This is a genomic window from Lentzea sp. NPDC059081 (assembly GCF_042738015.1).
Taxonomy (GTDB): domain Bacteria; phylum Actinomycetota; class Actinomycetes; order Mycobacteriales; family Pseudonocardiaceae; genus Lentzea.
This window is the reverse complement of record NZ_JBHYGW010000005.1, coordinates 380,370-397,302: the sequence shown is the minus strand read 5'-3', so window position 1 is coordinate 397,302 and position 16,933 is coordinate 380,370. Positions and strand designations below refer to the sequence as shown.

The following is a 16,933-nucleotide window of genomic DNA, read 5'->3' as shown; positions in this document are numbered from 1 at the left end:
GTCATCGTCCCGCGGGCTTGAGCTTCACGTACACCTGGGAGGCGTCCGGCCGCTTCCAGACGGCGGGGAACGCGTAGAGGTCGTCCTTCGTGGGCCAGCCGGTGAACCCCTTGGCGTTGTACTCGCTGGGGATGCCGCCGGTCAGCACGGGGATGTAGGGCATCGACTTCTCCAGCTCGACCTGGATCGCGTCGTAGTGCTGCTGCCGTGACGGGTTGCCGCGGTCGGTCTTCTTCAGCGCGGCGATCGCCTGGTCGACGGTGGCGTTGCTGAAGCGGGAGTAGTTCGGGATGGCGGCCTGCCCGACCGGTGCCGTCGTCGCCGTCGAGAAGAAGTAGCTGTAGGTGTAGAACGGGTCGGGCGCGGGGCCCTGCTCCACCGAGTCGATCAGCAGCTCGTACTGGCCGCGGCCGCGCGCGTCGGCCCACTCGTTCCACGACAGCTGCTGCGGGGTGAGCTTCACGCCGATCGCGAGCAGCTGCTGGCTCAGCGTCTCCAGCGCGGTGATGTAGTCGGTCCAGCCGGCGACCACCTTCACGGTCAGCGCCAGCGGTTTCCCGTCCTTGGCGTAGATCCCGTCGCCGCCCTTGGCGTACCCGGCGGAGGTGAGCAGCTGGTCGGCCTTCGCGACGTCGGGGTGCATCGGCGCGAGCCGGTCGGTGAGCTTGCCCGACACGAGTGCGTTGTCACGCGGTAGGAGCGTGTAGCCGGGCGACATCTCGGTGTTGACGTTCTGGAACGCCAGCGAGTTGATCTGCGTCCGGTTCATGCCGTAGTAGATCGCCCTGCGCACGGCCGGGTCGGTCTGCGCGCCCTGGCAGCCGAGCTGCGGGTTGGAGCACGTGAAGAGCGCGACCTGGTTGAGCGGCAACGTGATCGCCTGATAACCGGGGTAGTTCTTCTCGATGTCCTTGATGTCGGGGATCGGGCCGGTCTGCCAGTCGATCGACCCGGCCTTGAGCGCGTCGACCCCTGCCTGGTTGCCGGACAGCGACAGGTAGCGGACCTGCTTGACCGCGGGCTCACCACCCCAGTACCTCGGGTTCGCCTTGAGCGTGAACGACTGCGCCTTGAAGTCGCCGAGGGTGAACGGGCCGGTGCCGACCGGGTTCCGGTTCACCTCGGTGGCGGGCGTGGCGTAGTCCTTCCAGATGTGCTCGGGCATCATCCACAGCTGTCCCAGCACCTGCGGTCCGTCCATGTAGGACGGTTCGGGGAACTTGACGACGACGTGGGTGTCGTCGGTGGCGGTGGCCGTGCCCTGGAAGCCGGTCTTGTTCATCGCCGGGGTCTTCGCGACCATGCCGAGGGTGAAGACCACGTCCTGCGCGGTGAACTTCTCGCCGTCGGACCACGTCGCGTCGTCGCGCAGGGTGATCGACAGCTCGGTGCCGTCGGAGTTCCACCCGAACGTCTTGCCGAGCAGGGGTTTCGGTGGCTGGTCCTTCGCGATGTTGTAGAAGAACAGCGGTTCGTAGATCGTCCCCGGACCCTCGATCTGGGTGGGGGCGTACGGGTTGAAGTTGAGCTGGAAGTCGCCGGCCTGACCGGTGTAGACGACCAGGGTGCCGTCGGGCTGACCGCCGCCGGACGCGGCGCAGCCGGCCGTCAGAACCACCGCGAGACCTGATGCGCAGAGCCGCTTCAGCAGGAACATCGTCGATCCTCCCCGTCGCTGGGATGCTGCGGGGCGAGATTCTTCAGTTACTAAACAAAGAAAGTCAACGGCGCGGGTGCTTTACTTGACGCCGGTTGTCGATGGGGAAGTTCGTCGTTCGACGGCGGTCGGAGGGGCAGGAACGTGAGCGGACCGGCGCGGGTGACCCACGCGAGCACCAGGGCGGCCGTGCTGGACCTGATCCGCGCCGCGGGCATGATCAGCAGGGTCGGCCTGGTCAACGCCACCGGGCTGACCGGCGGGACGATCTCCACCGTCGTGCGCGGCCTGATCGACGAGGGGCTGGTCGCCGAGACCGGGCACGCCGAGTCGACCGGGGGCAAGCGCCGGGTGATGCTGCAGCTCGACCACTCCGCCCGCTACGCCGTCGGGGTGCACCTCGACGACGCGCGCATCACCTACGTGCTCACGAACCTGGGCGGCGCGGTCGTCGCCCGCATCTCCCGAGCCGGTGCCGCGCTGGAGGAACCCGCCGCCGTCGTCGCCAGGATGGCTCGCGAGGTGGACGCCCTGATCGACAGCGTCGGCGTCGACCGCGGCCGGATCCTCGGGCTGGGCCTGGTGTCGGCCCACCCGTCGGAGCTCGGCCGGGACCTCGGACGCGCCACGGGCCTGCCGGTGGTGCTCGACAACGACGCGACGGCCGCGGCGATCGGCGAGCACTGGTCCGGCGGCGTCGGCGCGACCTCGACGTTCGCCGCGCTGTACATGGGATCCGGCATCGGCGCCGGCATCGTGCTCGGCGGCACGACCCACCGCGGCCCGAGCGGGCAGGCGGGCGGCATCGGCCACGCCTGCCTCGACGTCGACGGCCCGCTCTGCCCGTGCGGCGGTCGCGGATGCCTGGAGGTGCTGGCCGGTCCGGCGGCCGTAGTCGCGCAAGCGCGCGCGGACCGGTCGCTGGCCCGCGCGGCAGGCCTGGCCGGCGGCCGCACCCGGCCCGCCACCCCCGTCGCCACCGACTTCGCGGCGATCAGCAGGGCGGCGCGCCAGGGCAACACCCGCGCCGCGGCCCTGCTGGAACGGTCCGCGCGCTATGTGGCGGCCGCCGCCAGGACCCTGGCGAACGCGCTCGACCTCGAGGTGCTGGTGCTGACCGGCCCGAGCTTCGCGATCGCGGGCTCGACGTACCTGCCGGTGCTGCGCGAGGAGCTGGACCGGGCGTTCACCGCCCGCGGCGCTCACCCGATCTCGGTGCGGTTGTCGCCGTCGGCGGCGTCGGCGCCCGCGATCGGTGCGGCGGCGATCGTGCTGCAGTCGGAGCTCGTGCCGCGCAACCAGGGGCTGAGGCTGCCGGACGACCTGGCCGCGGACGAGCCGCCGGTGTTCCAGCACGCCCGGTAGGAGCGTGTTCCCGGGAGCGACCACCGCGCCATTTGTCCCGGACCGAACAAAATCTCCGCGGGACTCTGCGGAGTACGGGATTTGCCTTGTGGGGCAGGTGGATCAGCGCGGAAAAATCGTGTTCGACACCGCAGCCGTCGAATTCGTCGAACCTGCTCCGCCGCACGTCGAAGCGGTGCCGAAAGATGAGGGCGGCGTCTCAATTGGCTGGCCCAAGAGTAGTGTGGAACGTTATCGACAACGATTGACACGACCTGGCGGCCAAGGAAACCTCTGACCTCGGACAGAGACAACGGAAACTCCGGGACGACGACCTCTGCGACGATCCGGCGGACCGCCGCAGCACCCGCGCAGCCGGGACCAGCCGTGGGCAGGCGGCACCGGTCCCGGCTGCGCACCCCGACCGTGCCCGGGAGACGCGTGGGAAGAGCATCCCTTGGCACACTTCGAGAACCCGATCCTGGCCGGCTCGCACCCCGATCCCTCGGTGTGCAGGGCCGGTGACGACTACTACCTGGTCACCTCGACGTTCGAGTACTTCCCGGGACTTCCGGTGCACCACAGCCGCGACCTGGTGCACTGGCGGCAGGTGGGGCACGTCCTCGACCGGCCGTCGCAGCTGCCGTTGCAGGGCGTGCGGGCCTCCGGCGGTCTCTACGCACCGACGATCCGGTACCACGACGGCGTGTTCTACGTGGTCTGCACGCTCGTCGACGGCACCCGCGAGACCGGCAACTTCGTCGTCACGGCCACGGATCCGGCCGGCGACTGGTCGGAGCCGCAGTGGCTGCCCGAGGCCGACGGGTTCGACCCGTCGTTGTTCTTCGACGACGACGGCCGCGCGTGGTTCACCGCGGCCAGGGAGGTCGAGAACGGTCTCCGCAACGAGATCTACCTGCGTGAGTTCGACCCGGCGAAGCTGGCGCTGGTCGGCGAGGAGCAGGTCGTGTTCACCGGTGTGGTGCGCGGCTCGGTGTGGCTCGAGGCGCCGCACCTGTACAAAGTGGACGGACGCTACGCGCTGGTGTGCGCGGAGGGCGGCACGGACTTCGAACACTCCGTCGTCGTGGCGTCCTCCGACGACGTCGCGGGCCCGTACGTCCCCTCCAAGCTGAACCCCGTCCTGACCCACCGCCACCTCGGCCGTGCGCATCCGATCGCCGCCGTCGGGCACGCGGACCTCGTGCGGACCCAGCACGGGCAGTGGTACACGGTGCTGCTCGCCGTCCGCCCGTACGGCGGCTACTACTACAACCTGGGGCGCGAGACCTTCCTCGTGCCGGTCGCGTGGGAGGCCGACGGCCCGGTGTTCAGCCCCGGTACCGGCCGCGTCGAGGAGACCTACCCCGTCCCCGACCTGCCCGCGCACCCGTGGCCCGCCGATCCCGAGCCGTTCTCGTCGCCGGAGCTCGGCGCGGAGTGGTTCTTCCTGCGGACGCCGGAGGAGAAGTTCTTCTCGCTCACCGACCGGCCCGGCCACCTGCGGTTGCTCGCGCGGCCGGAGTCGATCACCGACCGGGTCAGCCCGAGCATCGTGCTGCGCCGCCAGCAGCACCGAGACTTCCACGTGTCGTGCTCGCTCGAGCTCCGGCCGGGCGGACCGGAGGACACCGCCGGGCTGGTGCTGCGGCAGAACGAGGACCACCACGTCCGGTTGCTGCTCGGGGCCGGGGGAGAGGTCGCGCTGGTGCTGCGTGCGGGCGGCCGGGACGAGGTGCTCGCGCGGACCGACGTCGGCGGCCCGGTCGTGCGGCTGGGGTTCGAGGCGCGCGGGCAGAGCCACCAGGCGCTGGTCGCGACGGGCTCGGCGGTCTGGCGGCCGCTGGGGGAGCCGTTCGACGGCAGGGTGCTCAGCACGCCGGTGGCGGGCGGCTTCACGGGCGTCCACATCGGACTCCACGCGACGGGCGCGCAGGGCGACGGGTGGGCCGACTTCTCCGGGTTCGCCTACCGGCAGCTCGACTGAATCGTTCCGTCCTGGCGACGGTCCGGGGAGGAGTACTGTCCACACCGGACAGTAGTCGAAACGTTACCCGCCTGTTCGACAGTGCGCGTTCGACGCCGTTCGACGGTGTGCTTGACGCTGCGCGAAGCGTGGATGCAGACTCCGGAAAGCGTTTTCCAGCCGACGGGGTCAGGAGTTCATGAGCGCGCTCGACGAACTGCGCCAGCTGCGACGCGGCGGCGCTCAGGTGCGCAGGCGCGACAACAGGGCGGCCTTCTGGTTCCTCGCTCCCTGGTTCGCCGGACTGGCCTTCATCACGGTCGGTCCGGTGCTCGCGTCGTTCGGGCTGGGCTTCACCAAGTACAACCTGATCCAGCCGCCGCGGTTCATCGGGCTCGACAACTTCGCCCGCATCCTGAGCGACGAACGGCTGCACAACGCCCTGCGCGTCACCTTCACCTACGTCCTCGTGTCGGTGCCGCTCCAGCTGGCGTGCGCACTGGGCGTCGCGTTGCTGCTCGACAAGGGGCTGCGCGGGCTCGCGTTCTACCGCTCGGCGTTCTACCTGCCGTCACTGCTCGGGTCGAGCGTCGCGATCGCGGTGCTGTGGACCCAGGTCTTCGGCTCGGACGGGCTGGTGAACCGGGTGCTGGGGTTCTTCGGCGTCGAGGGCAGGGGCTGGATCTCCGACCCGGACACCGCGCTGTCGACGCTGATCGTGCTGAACGTCTGGACGTTCGGCTCACCGATGATCATCTTCCTGGCCGGCCTGCGGCAGATCCCGGTGGTCTACTACGAGGCGGCCTCGATCGACGGGGCGAGCTGGTGGTCGCGGTTCCGGCACATCACGATGCCGCTGCTGTCGCCGATCCTGTTCTTCAACCTGGTGCTGCAGATCATCCACGCGTTCCAGTCGTTCACCCAGGCGTTCGTCGTCTCCGGCGGCACCGGCGGGCCGTCCGACTCGACGATGTTCTACACGCTCTACCTCTACCAGCAGGGGTTCAGCCGGTTCGACATGGGCTACGCGTCGGCGCTGGCCTGGTTCCTGCTGCTGATCATCGCGGCCTTCACCGCGGTCAACTTCTGGGCGGCGAAGTACTGGGTGTTCTATGACGACTGAGCTGCGCCGCCTCCGCGTACTCGCGAAGCACGCCGGGCTGGTCCTCATCGGGTTCGTGATGCTGTACCCGGTGCTGTGGATGGTCGTGAGCTCGCTGCGGCCGGGTGACGAGATCTTCCGCAGCCCCGGCCTGATCCTCGACTCGTTCCGGACGGAGAACTACACCGAGGGCTGGAACGCGCTCACGCCGTCGTTCGGGACCTACCTGCTCAACTCGGCGATCCTGGTGCTGGGCTGCATCGCCGGCAACCTCGTCTCGTGCTCGATGGCGGCCTACGCGTTCGCCCGCCTGCAGTTCACCGGCAAGCGCTGGTGGTTCGGGATCATGCTCGGCACGATCATGCTGCCGATCCACGTGATCATCGTGCCGCAGTACGTGCTGTTCTCGAACATCGGCTGGGTCAACACGTTCCTGCCGCTGATCGTGCCGAAGATCCTCGCCACCGACGCGTTCTTCGTGTTCCTCATGGTCCAGTTCGTCCGCGGCCTGCCCCGTGAGCTCGACGAGGCGGCCCGCATCGACGGCTGCGGCCACCCGCGGATCTTCCTGCGGATCGTGCTGCCGCTGATGAAGCCGGCGCTCGCCACCACGACGATCTTCACGTTCATCTGGACCTGGAACGACTTCTTCGGTCAGCTGATCTACCTGACGGACCCGGACATGTACACGGTGCCCGTCGCCCTGCGGTCGTTCGTCGACTCGACGGTGGCCACGTCGTGGGGCTCGCAGTTCGCGATGAGCGTCGTGTCGCTCGTCCCGATCTTCCTCGCGTTCCTCGTCGGTCAGCGGTACCTCGTGAAGGGGATCGCCACGACCGGGGGCAAGTAGCCGAAAGGAAAGCTCATGCTCAGAGGTGTTCGCCGCGGGGCCGCGTGGGCGGTCCTGCTGTCGTTGTCGGCCTCGCTCCTCGCCGCGTGCGGCTCCTCCTCGGACGCCGGTGGCGACCTGACGACGGAGAAGGTGACGCTGCGGTTCACCTGGTGGGGCGCGGACGACCGCCACAAGCGGACGCAGAAGGTCATCGACCTGTTCCAGCAGAAGCACCCGAACATCACCATCAAGGGTGAGTTCAAGGAGTGGAACGGCTACTGGGACAGCCTCGCCACCACGATGGCGGCCAACGACGCGCCGGACCTCATCCAGATGGACGAGCTGTATATCGCCTCCTACGCCGAACGCGGCGCGCTGCTCGACCTGAACGAGGCCAAGAAGCACCTCGACACCGCGAACTTCGACCAGAAGGCGCTCGCCACCGGTGCGATCGACGGCAAGCAGTACGGGCTGCCGGTCGGCCTCGGCATGTACTCGATCATGGTCAACCTCGACCTGCTCGCGAAGTACGACATCCCCGTGCCCGACGACACCAAGTGGTCGTGGGACGACCTGAAGGCCATCGGCGACCAGGTCTCGAAGGCCGGCGGCGGGCAGGTGTTCGGCGTGCAGTCACCGGGCATCAACGACGCCGCGGGCCTGAGCATCCGGGCGCGCCAGCAGGGCAAGTCGATCTTCGATGCGAACGCCGAGGTCGTGCTGCCGCAGGAGATCGCCCGCGACTACTGGCAGTACATCCTCGACCTGTCGAAGTCCGGGGCCGCGATGTCGCCGTCCGCGACGATCGAGAAGGCCTCCGCGGGGCTGAACCAGTCGGCCACGGCGACGAACACGGCGGCGTTCGGCCTGTGGTGGAACACCCAGCTCACCGCGCTGACCGCGGCCAGCGGCGCCAGGCTGAAGCTGCTGCGGCTGCCCGGCGAGACGCAGGGCAAGGCGCCCGGCGCCTACTACAAGCCCTCGATGTTCTGGTCGGTGTCCGCCCGGTCGAAGTATCCGGCCGAGGCCGCGGCGTTCGTGAGCTTCCTCGCCAACGACGAGGAGGCGGCGAAGATCCTGCTGACCGAACGCGGCGTGCCCGCGAACCAGAAGATCCGCGAGGCGATCGCGGGCCAGCTCAAGGAGACCGACAAGGCCGCCAAGGAGTACCTCGACACCGTGCCGGTGAGCGACCCGCCGCGGATCACCCCGAACGGCGCCAGCACGCTCGACACGATCCTCAAGCGGCACACCGAGGACGTGCTGTTCGGCCGGACCACGCCGGACCAGGCCGCGGCGTCGTTCATCAAGGAAGTCCAGTCCGAAGTGGACGCGGCCAAGTGAGGGCAGCGGAATGAGGGCGGCGAGGTGAGGCGGGCAGCCATCGCCGGCACGGGTGCGATCGCCTCCGCCCACGCCGAGGCGCTGCGGGCGGCGGGTGACCGCGTCGAGCTCGTCGCGGTGGCGGACGTGGACGCCGGTCGCGCGGTCGCGTTCGCCGGGGAGCAGGGCGTGCCGCGGATGTACGCCGGTCTCACCGAGATGCTCGCCGCGGAGGAACTGGACGTGGTGCACGTGTGCACACCGCCGCGCCACCACGTGCCGTTGGCGGTGGAATGCCTGGCGGCCGGGGTGAACGTGCTGGTGGAGAAGCCACCGGCGTTGTCGTTGAGCGAGATCGACGTGATGGTCGCGGCCGAACGGGCGTCGTCGGCGTCCGTGGCGACGGTGTTCCAGCACCGCTTCGGCGCCGCGGCGGTCCGGCTGCGGCGGCTGGTGGCGGAGGGCGTGCTCGGCCGGTCGCTCGTGGCGAAGTGCGACACGCTCTGGTACCGCGGTGACGCGTACTTCGAGGTGCCGTGGCGCGGCACGTGGGCCAGCGAGGGCGGCGGCCCGACGATGGGGCACGGCATCCACCAGTTCGACCTGCTGCTGTCGGTGCTCGGGCCGTGGCAGGAGATCCGCGCGGTCGCGGCCAGGCAGGCGCGGGACGTGCAGACCGAGGACGTCTCGATGGCGCTGGTGACGTTCGCCGACGGCACGGTCGCGTCGGTGGTGAACTCCCTGCTGTCGCCGCGGGAGACCTCGGAGCTGAGGTTCGACTTCGAGCGCGCCACGGTCGAGGTCGAGCACCTCTACGGCTACACAGACGCGCACTGGGCCGTGACGCCCGCGCCCGGTCACGAGGACGTCGTCGTGCGGTGGCGGCAGGAGCAGTCGTCCGGGATCGTCAGCGGCCACCGGTGCCAGGTCAAGGCGTACCTCGACGCGCTGGACAGCGGCGAGAAACCACCGGTGACCCTCCAGGACACCAGAACCACGATGGAGTTCATCGCCGCGCTCTACGCCTCCGCGTTCACCGGCACGGTCGTGAAAGCGGGGCAGATCGGCCCGGACAGCCCGTTCTACGCGTCGATGGAAGGGAGTGGTGCTCCGTGGGCGACCGCCCGGTGATCTCGCGGCAGGACGACTCGGTGCTCGCGATGGCGGTGGGCGACGTCGAGATCTTCGAGTACGTGCACCGGCCGGACACCCCCGCGTTCGAGGGCCCGAAGCCGTACCTGCACCCCGTGCGGACGCTGGCCGGCGACGTGGTGACGGCGTTCCGGCCGCACGACCACCGGTGGCACAAGGGTCTGCAGATGACCGCGACGGACGTGTCGGGCGAGAACTTCTGGGGCGGCGTCACGTACGTCCGCGACCAGGGGTACGTGGTGCTGCCGAACGTCGGGAGCATGCGCCACGACTCGGTCGACCTGTCCTCGGACGGCTTCGCCGAGCAGCTGTCGTGGTTCACCGAGGCCGGCGAGAACTGGGTGCGGGAGGCGCGATCGTTCACCGTCCGCGACGTGCTGGCGGACTCGTGGACACTGGAGTTCTCGACGGTGCTGACGAACGTGCGCCCGTCGCCGCTGGTGTTCGGCAGTCCGACGACCAACGGTCGCGAGCTGGCCGGGTACACCGGGTTCTTCTGGCGCGGGCCGCGGTCGTTCACCGGCGGTGAGGTCATCGCGGCCGACGGGCGAGGAGGCGAGGCCATGATGGGCGAGACCGGGCCGTGGCTCGCGTTCGTCGGCCACCACGACGAGGTGGACCGCTCGTCCACGTTGCTGTTCCTGGACCACCCGTCCAACAAGGACACCCACTGGTTCGTCCGCAGCGGCCCGTTCGCCGCGGTCAACCCGTCGTTCGCGTTCCACGACACGGTGTCGCTGGAACCGGGGGACGCGCTGAGCCTGCGGTACCGGGTGGTCATCGGGTGCGGGGCGTGGGAGCGCGACCGACTGGAGTCCTATGTGGAGGAACACCCGTGGTGACGTCCTTCCCCGGCGGGATCGGCATCTCCGGCCTGCGGGTGTACGACTGGCCGACGGTGGACGGGCTGTGCGGTGGCTCGCCGCACGCGCACCTGACCTGTTCCGAGTGCTACTACGTGGTCGGCGGCACCGGGAGCGTGCAGACCCTGACCCGGCGCGGGTTCGCGTCGACGCCGCTGGGCGAGGGTTCGGTCGTGTGGTTCACGCCCGGCACGATCCACCGGCTGGTGAACGACGGCGACCTGCGGATCATCGTCGTGATGCAGAACAGCGGCCTGCCGGAGGCGGGGGACGCGGTGTTCACCTTCCCGCCCGACGTGCTCGCCGACCCCGTGCGGTACGCGGAGGCGGCGGCACCGGGCGGTGAGGAGACGATCAGGATCCGCCGCGACCTCGCGCTGGCCGGGTTCCTGGAGCTGCGGGAGGGCGGTGGTGCGGCGCTGGACGAGTTCTACGCCGCCGCGCTGGCGTTGAAGCGGGAGTCGTTGGACGACTGGGAGAAGCGGTGGCGGTCGGGGGCACTGGCCGCGGCCGAGCTGACCGGCGAGCACCTGGACCGGTTGCGTGCGGGCGACCTCGGGCACCTGGCGTCGGCGGACGTGCTCGTCCTGGACCCGGACAAGCCGCAGCGGTTCGGCATGTGCGGCCGGCTCGACACGCACGAGCCGGGGGACGGGAAGTCGGTGCACTGACTCCGGGCCACGCCCCTCAGGCCGTCGACTCCCGCACCACCAACCGGCACGGCTGGCGCACCACCCCCGACGACGACGCCCCGTCCAGCGCCGCGAACAGGTGCGCCACCGCGTTCGTGCCGAGCTGCTCCAGGTTGAGGTCGACCGTCGTCAGCGGCGGCGCGCAGTCGGCGGCGAAGATCTCCCAGTTGTCGTAGCCCACGACGGCGATGTCGTCGGGCACGCGGCGGCCCAGCGCGGTCAGCGCCTGCACCACGCCGCTCGCGATCTGGTCGTTGCCGCAGAAGATCGCGTCGGTCTCCGGCGCGGTGGCGACCAGCAGGCGGGCCGCGTGCCGGCCCCAGCGCTGCGACCACTCGCCGTGCAGCACCTGGCCGGCCGGTGCCAGGCCGTGCGTGGCGAGGACGGCGGCGACGGCGGTGGCGCGGTCGCGGGCGGCCCGGTAGGACTGCGGGCCGGTGATGTGGGCGATGTGCTTGCGGCGCAACGCGACCAGGTGCTCCACGGCCAGTCTGGCGCCGCCCTCGTCGTCGGAGACCAGGCTCAGGTCCGCCGGGTTGGTGGAGCGGCAGTACACGTACACGGCGGGCACCGGGAGGTCGGCGGTCAGCGAGGCGCGGACGTCGTTGTCGTCGCCCACCACGATGAAGCCGTCCACCTGGCGGGCGAGCAGCGTGCGGATGTAGTGGTTGCGGCGGATGGCGTCGCCGCGGGTGTCGCAGAGCAGCACCGACATCTCCTGGTCGGACAGGGCGTTCTCGGCGCCGAGCAGGATCGGGATGGCGAACCGGCCGTCCAGCTCGTCGGTGAGCAGGCCGATTGCGCGGGTGCGGCCGGCGACCAGGCCCTGCGCGAGCACGTTGGGCTGGAACGACAGCTCCGCCGCCGCTCTCAGGACGCGGGCGCGGGTGCCCGTCGCCACCTCGCCCCGGTCGTTGATGGCCTTGGACGCCGTGGCTATGGAGACGCCCGCCAGCCGCGCCACGTCGCCGAGCGTCACCGCGTCCGACCGCCGCCTGCCCATCGAAATCCTTTCGAACGGGATTCGACTGCGCATTCGACGATTTCTCCGGCGAATGGCGCATTGTCGAAATCGTTTTCGGCCTCCAGAGTGCGTGGTGTGGCGATTTCGCGCAACACCCTGGGGCCGGTCGTCCCGTCCCGCGGCGCCCTCCGTCCACTCGGGATGGACGAGGTCCGCGTCACCGGTGGCTTCTGGGCGCGGCGCCAGCAGGTGAACGGCGGGGCGACGCTCGGGCACGCGCTGGGCTGGCTGGGCGACCTGGGGTGGACGGGCAACTTCTGGAACGGTTCCGGGTCGCCTGAGCGGCGGGGACGGGAGTTCTCCGACTCCGAGGTCTACAAGATCGTCGAGGCGATGGCGTGGGAGCACGGCAGGACCGCCGCGTGGGAGCTGGACGACCGGATCGAGGGGCTCACGGCCTCGTTCAGGGCGGCCCAGGCCGAGGACGGCTACCTCAACACGGCGTTCGGCGGGCCGGGGCAGCGGCCGCGCTACAGCGACCTCGCCGGCGGCCACGAGCTCTACTGCACAGGACATCTGCTGCAGGCAGGGGTCGCCCGCACGAGGAGTGCCGGCAGGCGGCCGCTGCTCGACGTCGCGCGCAGGGCCGCCGACCACGTGTGCGCCGCGTTCGGGCCGGACAGCACCGGGTTCTGCGGGCATCCGGAGATCGAGACCGCGCTGGTCGAGCTGGCCAGGGTGACGGGGGAGCAGCGCTACCTCGACCAGGCGGCGCTGTTCCTGAACCGGCGCGGGCACCGCAGCCTCCCCGCCCACGAGTTCGGCTGGTCGTACTTCAACGACGACGTCCCGGTGCGCGAGGCGACGGTGCTGCGCGGCCACGCCGTGCGGTCGCTCTACCTGGCGTGCGGCGCGGTGGACGTGGCCGTCGAGACCGGCGACGACCACCTGCTGTCGGCGGTGCGGGCGCAGTTCGACCGCGCCTGGGCCCGCCGCGCGTACCTCACCGGCGGCGTCGGGTCACGGCACCTCGACGAGGCGTTCGGCGAGGACTTCGCGCTGCCACCGGACCGCGCGTACTCGGAGACTTGTGCCGGCGTCGCCACGGTCATGCTCGCGCAGCGGTTGCTGCTGGCCACCGGCGACGGGACGTACGCCGGGGTCGTGGACCGCGTGCTGCACAACGTGATCGCGGCGGCGATCGCCGACGACGGCCGGAGCTTCTTCTACGCCAACACGTTGCACCAGCGCACACCGGGACGGCCGCCGGGGCGGAGCGAGCAGCTCGACGCGGGCGGTGGCGTCCGGGCGCCGTGGTTCGAGGTGTCGTGCTGCCTGCCGAACCTCGCCCGGCTCATCGCGAGCCTCTCGTCGTACCTGCTCACCGCGGACGACACGGGGCTGCGCGTGCACCAGTACGCCGACTGCGACGTCGAGACCCGGCTCGACGACGGCCGCGAGGTCGCGCTGCAGGTCCGCACCTCGTACCCGGACGGCGGGGACGTGACCGTGCGGGTGGCCAGGACCGAGGGACCGTGGTCGATCAGCCTGCGCGTCCCGGACTGGGCCACCGGCGCGACCCTGGTGCTCGACGGCGAACGCCGCGAGGTCCCGCCCGGTGACCTCGTGCTCACCGAGAACTGGGCGCGGGGCCAGGAGATCCGGCTGGAGCTGCCGATGCGGCCCCGGTTCACCCGGCCGGACCCGCGCATCGACGCCGTGCGCGGCTGCGTCGCGGTCGAACGCGGACCGCTCGTGCTGTGCGCCGAGTCGCGGGGAGAGCACGACCTCGACACCGTGAGAGTCCACACCGGACACGAGCCGGAACCGACCGGCAGCGGCGCCGTCGTGCACGCCCGTTTCGACGCGCCGCAACACCTTTCGTGGCCCTACGGCGAACAGGTGCCGGCGCTGGGACCGACCGAGCCGCTGGACCTCGTGCCGTACCACCGCTGGGCCCGCCGGGGCCCGTCGACCATGCGGGTCTGGCTGCCCGCCACCTGACCGGGTCAGGGCTTGCGGACGGCCGCGGTGCTCCCGCGGTCGGTGAGCTGAGGGGCGAGCAGGCGGACCTCGCGGGGTTGGTCGCCCGCCAGGCCGCGCATCAGCGTCTCCACCGCGATCGCGCCGACCTCCTCGGCGGGAACGGAGATCGACGTGAGCGGCACCGGCTGGGCGGCGGCCACGGCGTCCGGGCACAGCGCGATCACCGACACGTCCTCGGGCACCCGGCGGCCGCGGCGGCGCAGCTCCAGCACCACGTCGCCGAGCACGGCCTCGTTGTGCACCACCAGTCCCGTGACGGCGCGGTCCGGGCGCAGCAGGTCGTAGAGGCACTCGCTGAGCGCCGGGTGGGTGGGGGCGCACGGATGCACGTGGATCTTGACCTCGCGGTGGCGCGCGCATTCGCTGAACCCGCCGAGGAATCGCGTGGCGTACCCGGTGCCGCGGTCGTAGACGGCCGGTGGCGAGCCGATGAGACCGATCGACCGGTGGCCGAGATCGGCGAGGTGGGTGACGATCCGCGCGCCGCTCGCCGTGAAGTCGAGGTCCACGCAGTCGAGCCCGTCGGCCTCCGCGGGCACGCCGATGAGCACGACCGGGACGTCCAGCTCGCGCAACGCGGGGATGCGCGGGTCGCGCGCCTCGACGTCCATCACGATGACCGCGTCGGCGCGCGACGAGGCGATCACCCGGTTCACCTCGCCGGCGCCGGACTCCTTGGTGAGCAACAGGACGTCGTAGTCGTGCGCCCTCGCCGTCGTGACGATCGAGGACACGAACTGCATGATCACCGGCAGGTTGAGGTCCGTCCTCAGTGGAACGACGAGCGCCAGGACGTTGGTGCGGCTGCTCGCCAGCGCCCGCGCGCCGGCGTTGGGGTGGAAGCCGAGCTCGCGGATGCTGCGGCGCACCCGGTGCGAGGTGGCGTGCGAGATCGGTCTCTTGCCGCTCAGCACGTAGGAGACCGTGCTCACGGACACGCCGGCGTGCCTGGCGACGTCCTTGATCGTGATCAACCCGGGCCTCCCGCGCGTGTGCCGACCAGCAACCTTAGCGAGTGATTCTTTCGATTGTCGATTCGCATCGAAGAAATCAATGGGCTTTTGTTCGACTTGTTCGACGCTAATGTTCCCGAGTGGTGAAACGTTTCAATTCCTGTTTCGCCCGGTGCGTATCGGGAGGGTGAGATGAAGCGACTGTCAGCGCTGCTCGCGGTGGTCCTGACCGCGTCGGGTGTTCCGGCGCTCGCGGAGTCCGCGGTGGTGGACCGGGGGCTCGTCAGCATTCGTTCGGTTCATGGCACCGGCAACTTCGTGTCGTGGCGGCTGCTCGCCTCCGACCCGGCGACGGCGGGGTTCGACGTCTACCGCGACGGCGTGCGGGTGAACAGCGCCCCGGTGACCACGGCGACGAGCTACCTGGACGCGGGCGCGCCGCCGACGGCGTCCTACTCGGTGCGACCGGCCGGTCCGGGCGCGCAGGCGGCCACGCCCGCGGTCGGCACGCTCGCGACCAGCAGGGACGTGCCCATCCAGATCCCGGCGTCGGGCTACGTCGCCAACGACACCTCGGTCGGCGACCTGGACGGCGACGGCGAGCAGGAGATCGTGCTCAAGTGGGATCCCGCCGACGCCAAGGACAACTCGCAGGCGGGCCGCACCGGCAACGTCTATCTCGACGCGTACAAGCTCAACGGCACCAGGTTGTGGCGCATCGACTTGGGCCGCAACATCCGTGCGGGCGCGCATTACACGCAGTTCCAGGTCTTCGACTACGACGGTGACGGCCGTGCGGAGGTCGCCGTGAAGACCGCCGACGGCACGCGGTCGGGCACGGGTCAGGTGATCGGCAACGCGAACGCCGACTACCGCAACAGCGACGGGTACGTCCTGTCCGGGCCGGAGTTCCTGTCCGTCTTCCGCGGCACGGACGGCGCGGTGCTCGACACGGAGAACTACCTGCCACCACGCGGAACCGTGTCGTCGTGGGGCGACAGCTACGGCAACCGGGTCGACCGCTTCCTGGCCGGCACCGCGTACCTCGACGGCTCACGGCCGAGCATCGTGATGGCGCGCGGCTACTACACCCGCAGCGTCGTCGTGGCATGGGACTTCCGCAACGGGCAGCTCACGCAGCGCTGGACGTTCGACTCGGCCTCCCAGTCGAACCGCTCGGCCTGGGAGGGCAAGGGGAACCACCAGCTGTCCGTCGCCGACGTGGACGCCGACGGCCGCGACGAGATCATCTACGGCTCGATGGCGATCGACGACAACGGCCGCGGCCTGTGGCAGAACGGCACCCGGCACGGCGACGCGCTGCACGTCGGCGATTTCATCCCCTCCCGGCAGGGTCTCGAGGTGTTCAAGCCGTCGGAGTCGGGCACCGATCCCGCGGACTGGATGGGGGACGCGCGCACCGGTCAGATCATCTGGAGCGCGCCCTCGTGCGGTTGTGACAACGGCCGTGGCGTCGCCGCCGACATCTGGGCCGGCAACGCGGGTGCCGAGGTCTGGTCGAGCGCGGTCGGCGGACTGCGCAGCGCCACCACGGGCGCGCAGGTGGCCGCGCGCAAACCGGGCTCGGCGAACTTCGTGATCTGGTGGGACGGCGACGCCCAGCGCGAGCTGCTCAACGGCACCACCATCGACAAGTACGGCCCCGACGGCGACACGCGGCTGCTCACCGGCTCGGGCGTGGCGTCCAACAACGGCACCAAGTCCACCCCGGCGCTGTCCGCGGACATCTTCGGCGACTGGCGCGAGGAGGTCGTCTGGCGCACGTCGGACAACACGGCGCTGCGGATCTACTCGACGACCGAGACGACGACCATCCGCCGGGTGTCGCTGATGCAGGACCGGCAGTACCGGCTCGCGGTGGCGTGGCAGAACACCGCGTACAACCAGCCGCCGCACGCGAGCTTCGCCTCGCCGTGACGGGTGCGGGGGGCGGAAAAGCCCGGAACCACCACCCCCCAAAAGAACACAGAAGGGGCGGAGACGCGGCTCCACATGGGTTGTTGGGGTGGTGGGTTTTC

General features: G+C 70.4%; 13 protein-coding genes. 10 read left to right on the top strand and 3 right to left on the bottom strand.

Going from position 1 to position 16,933, the window contains the following annotated elements; translation table 11 throughout:
- Position 1 precedes the first annotated feature (1 nt).
- The gene (locus ACFWV3_RS14880) at positions 2-1,657 is read right to left on the bottom strand and encodes an ABC transporter substrate-binding protein (protein ID WP_382411690.1); all 1,656 of its coding nucleotides are present in this window, start codon (positions 1,655-1,657) and stop codon (positions 2-4) included.
- A 144-nt stretch (positions 1,658-1,801) separates the two neighbouring features.
- Between ACFWV3_RS14880 and ACFWV3_RS14875 the strand changes: the two genes are divergently transcribed.
- From ACFWV3_RS14875 to ACFWV3_RS14840, 8 genes are all read left to right on the top strand, one after another.
- Positions 1,802-3,022 (top strand): ROK family protein, encoded by a 1,221-nt coding sequence (locus ACFWV3_RS14875; protein WP_382411689.1) that lies wholly within the window; start codon positions 1,802-1,804, stop codon positions 3,020-3,022.
- Positions 3,023-3,458: 436 nt separating this feature from the next.
- Entirely contained in the window at positions 3,459-4,988 is a 1,530-nt protein-coding gene (locus ACFWV3_RS14870; protein WP_382411688.1) for a glycoside hydrolase family 43 protein, read from the top strand.
- A gap of 178 nt (positions 4,989-5,166) precedes the next feature.
- Complete coding sequence (locus ACFWV3_RS14865; RefSeq protein WP_382411687.1) at positions 5,167-6,090, top strand: carbohydrate ABC transporter permease; 924 nt, start codon at positions 5,167-5,169, stop codon at positions 6,088-6,090.
- Positions 6,080-6,919, top strand: a complete 840-nt coding sequence (locus tag ACFWV3_RS14860) for a carbohydrate ABC transporter permease (protein ID WP_382411686.1) — start codon at positions 6,080-6,082, stop codon at positions 6,917-6,919. Before ACFWV3_RS14865 ends, ACFWV3_RS14860 begins: the two co-directional genes overlap by 11 nt.
- 15 nt (positions 6,920-6,934) lie before the next feature.
- Positions 6,935-8,245, top strand: coding sequence for an ABC transporter substrate-binding protein (locus ACFWV3_RS14855; RefSeq protein WP_382411685.1), 1,311 nt, complete (start codon positions 6,935-6,937; stop codon positions 8,243-8,245).
- 24 nt (positions 8,246-8,269) lie between these two features.
- Positions 8,270-9,355: a Gfo/Idh/MocA family protein gene (locus tag ACFWV3_RS14850; protein ID WP_382411684.1), complete on the top strand. Its 1,086-nt coding sequence runs from the start codon at positions 8,270-8,272 to the stop codon at positions 9,353-9,355.
- Positions 9,337-10,218: a PmoA family protein gene (locus ACFWV3_RS14845; RefSeq protein WP_382411683.1), complete on the top strand. Its 882-nt coding sequence runs from the start codon at positions 9,337-9,339 to the stop codon at positions 10,216-10,218. The genes ACFWV3_RS14850 and ACFWV3_RS14845 overlap by 19 nt, the downstream gene beginning before the upstream one ends.
- The gene (locus ACFWV3_RS14840; RefSeq protein WP_382411681.1) at positions 10,212-10,910 is read left to right on the top strand and encodes a cupin domain-containing protein; all 699 of its coding nucleotides are present in this window, start codon (positions 10,212-10,214) and stop codon (positions 10,908-10,910) included. The genes ACFWV3_RS14845 and ACFWV3_RS14840 overlap by 7 nt, the downstream gene beginning before the upstream one ends.
- A gap of 16 nt (positions 10,911-10,926) precedes the next feature.
- On the opposite strand, the gene ACFWV3_RS14835 is transcribed toward ACFWV3_RS14840, so the two are convergent.
- Positions 10,927-11,934, bottom strand: a complete 1,008-nt coding sequence (locus ACFWV3_RS14835; protein ID WP_382411680.1) for a LacI family DNA-binding transcriptional regulator — start codon at positions 11,932-11,934, stop codon at positions 10,927-10,929.
- Between the two features lie 96 nt (positions 11,935-12,030).
- Between ACFWV3_RS14835 and ACFWV3_RS14830 the strand changes: the two genes are divergently transcribed.
- Entirely contained in the window at positions 12,031-13,899 is a 1,869-nt protein-coding gene (locus tag ACFWV3_RS14830) for a glycoside hydrolase family 127 protein (RefSeq protein WP_382411678.1), read from the top strand.
- A 5-nt stretch (positions 13,900-13,904) separates the two neighbouring features.
- Here the strand turns inward: ACFWV3_RS14830 and ACFWV3_RS14825 are convergent, their stop codons facing one another.
- Entirely contained in the window at positions 13,905-14,915 is a 1,011-nt protein-coding gene (locus ACFWV3_RS14825; protein ID WP_382411677.1) for a LacI family DNA-binding transcriptional regulator, read from the bottom strand.
- 171 nt (positions 14,916-15,086) lie between these two features.
- Between ACFWV3_RS14825 and ACFWV3_RS14820 the strand changes: the two genes are divergently transcribed.
- A complete protein-coding gene (locus ACFWV3_RS14820) occupies positions 15,087-16,832 on the top strand; it encodes a rhamnogalacturonan lyase (protein WP_382411676.1) in 1,746 nt (581 codons plus the stop codon).
- Positions 16,833-16,933 lie beyond the last annotated feature (101 nt).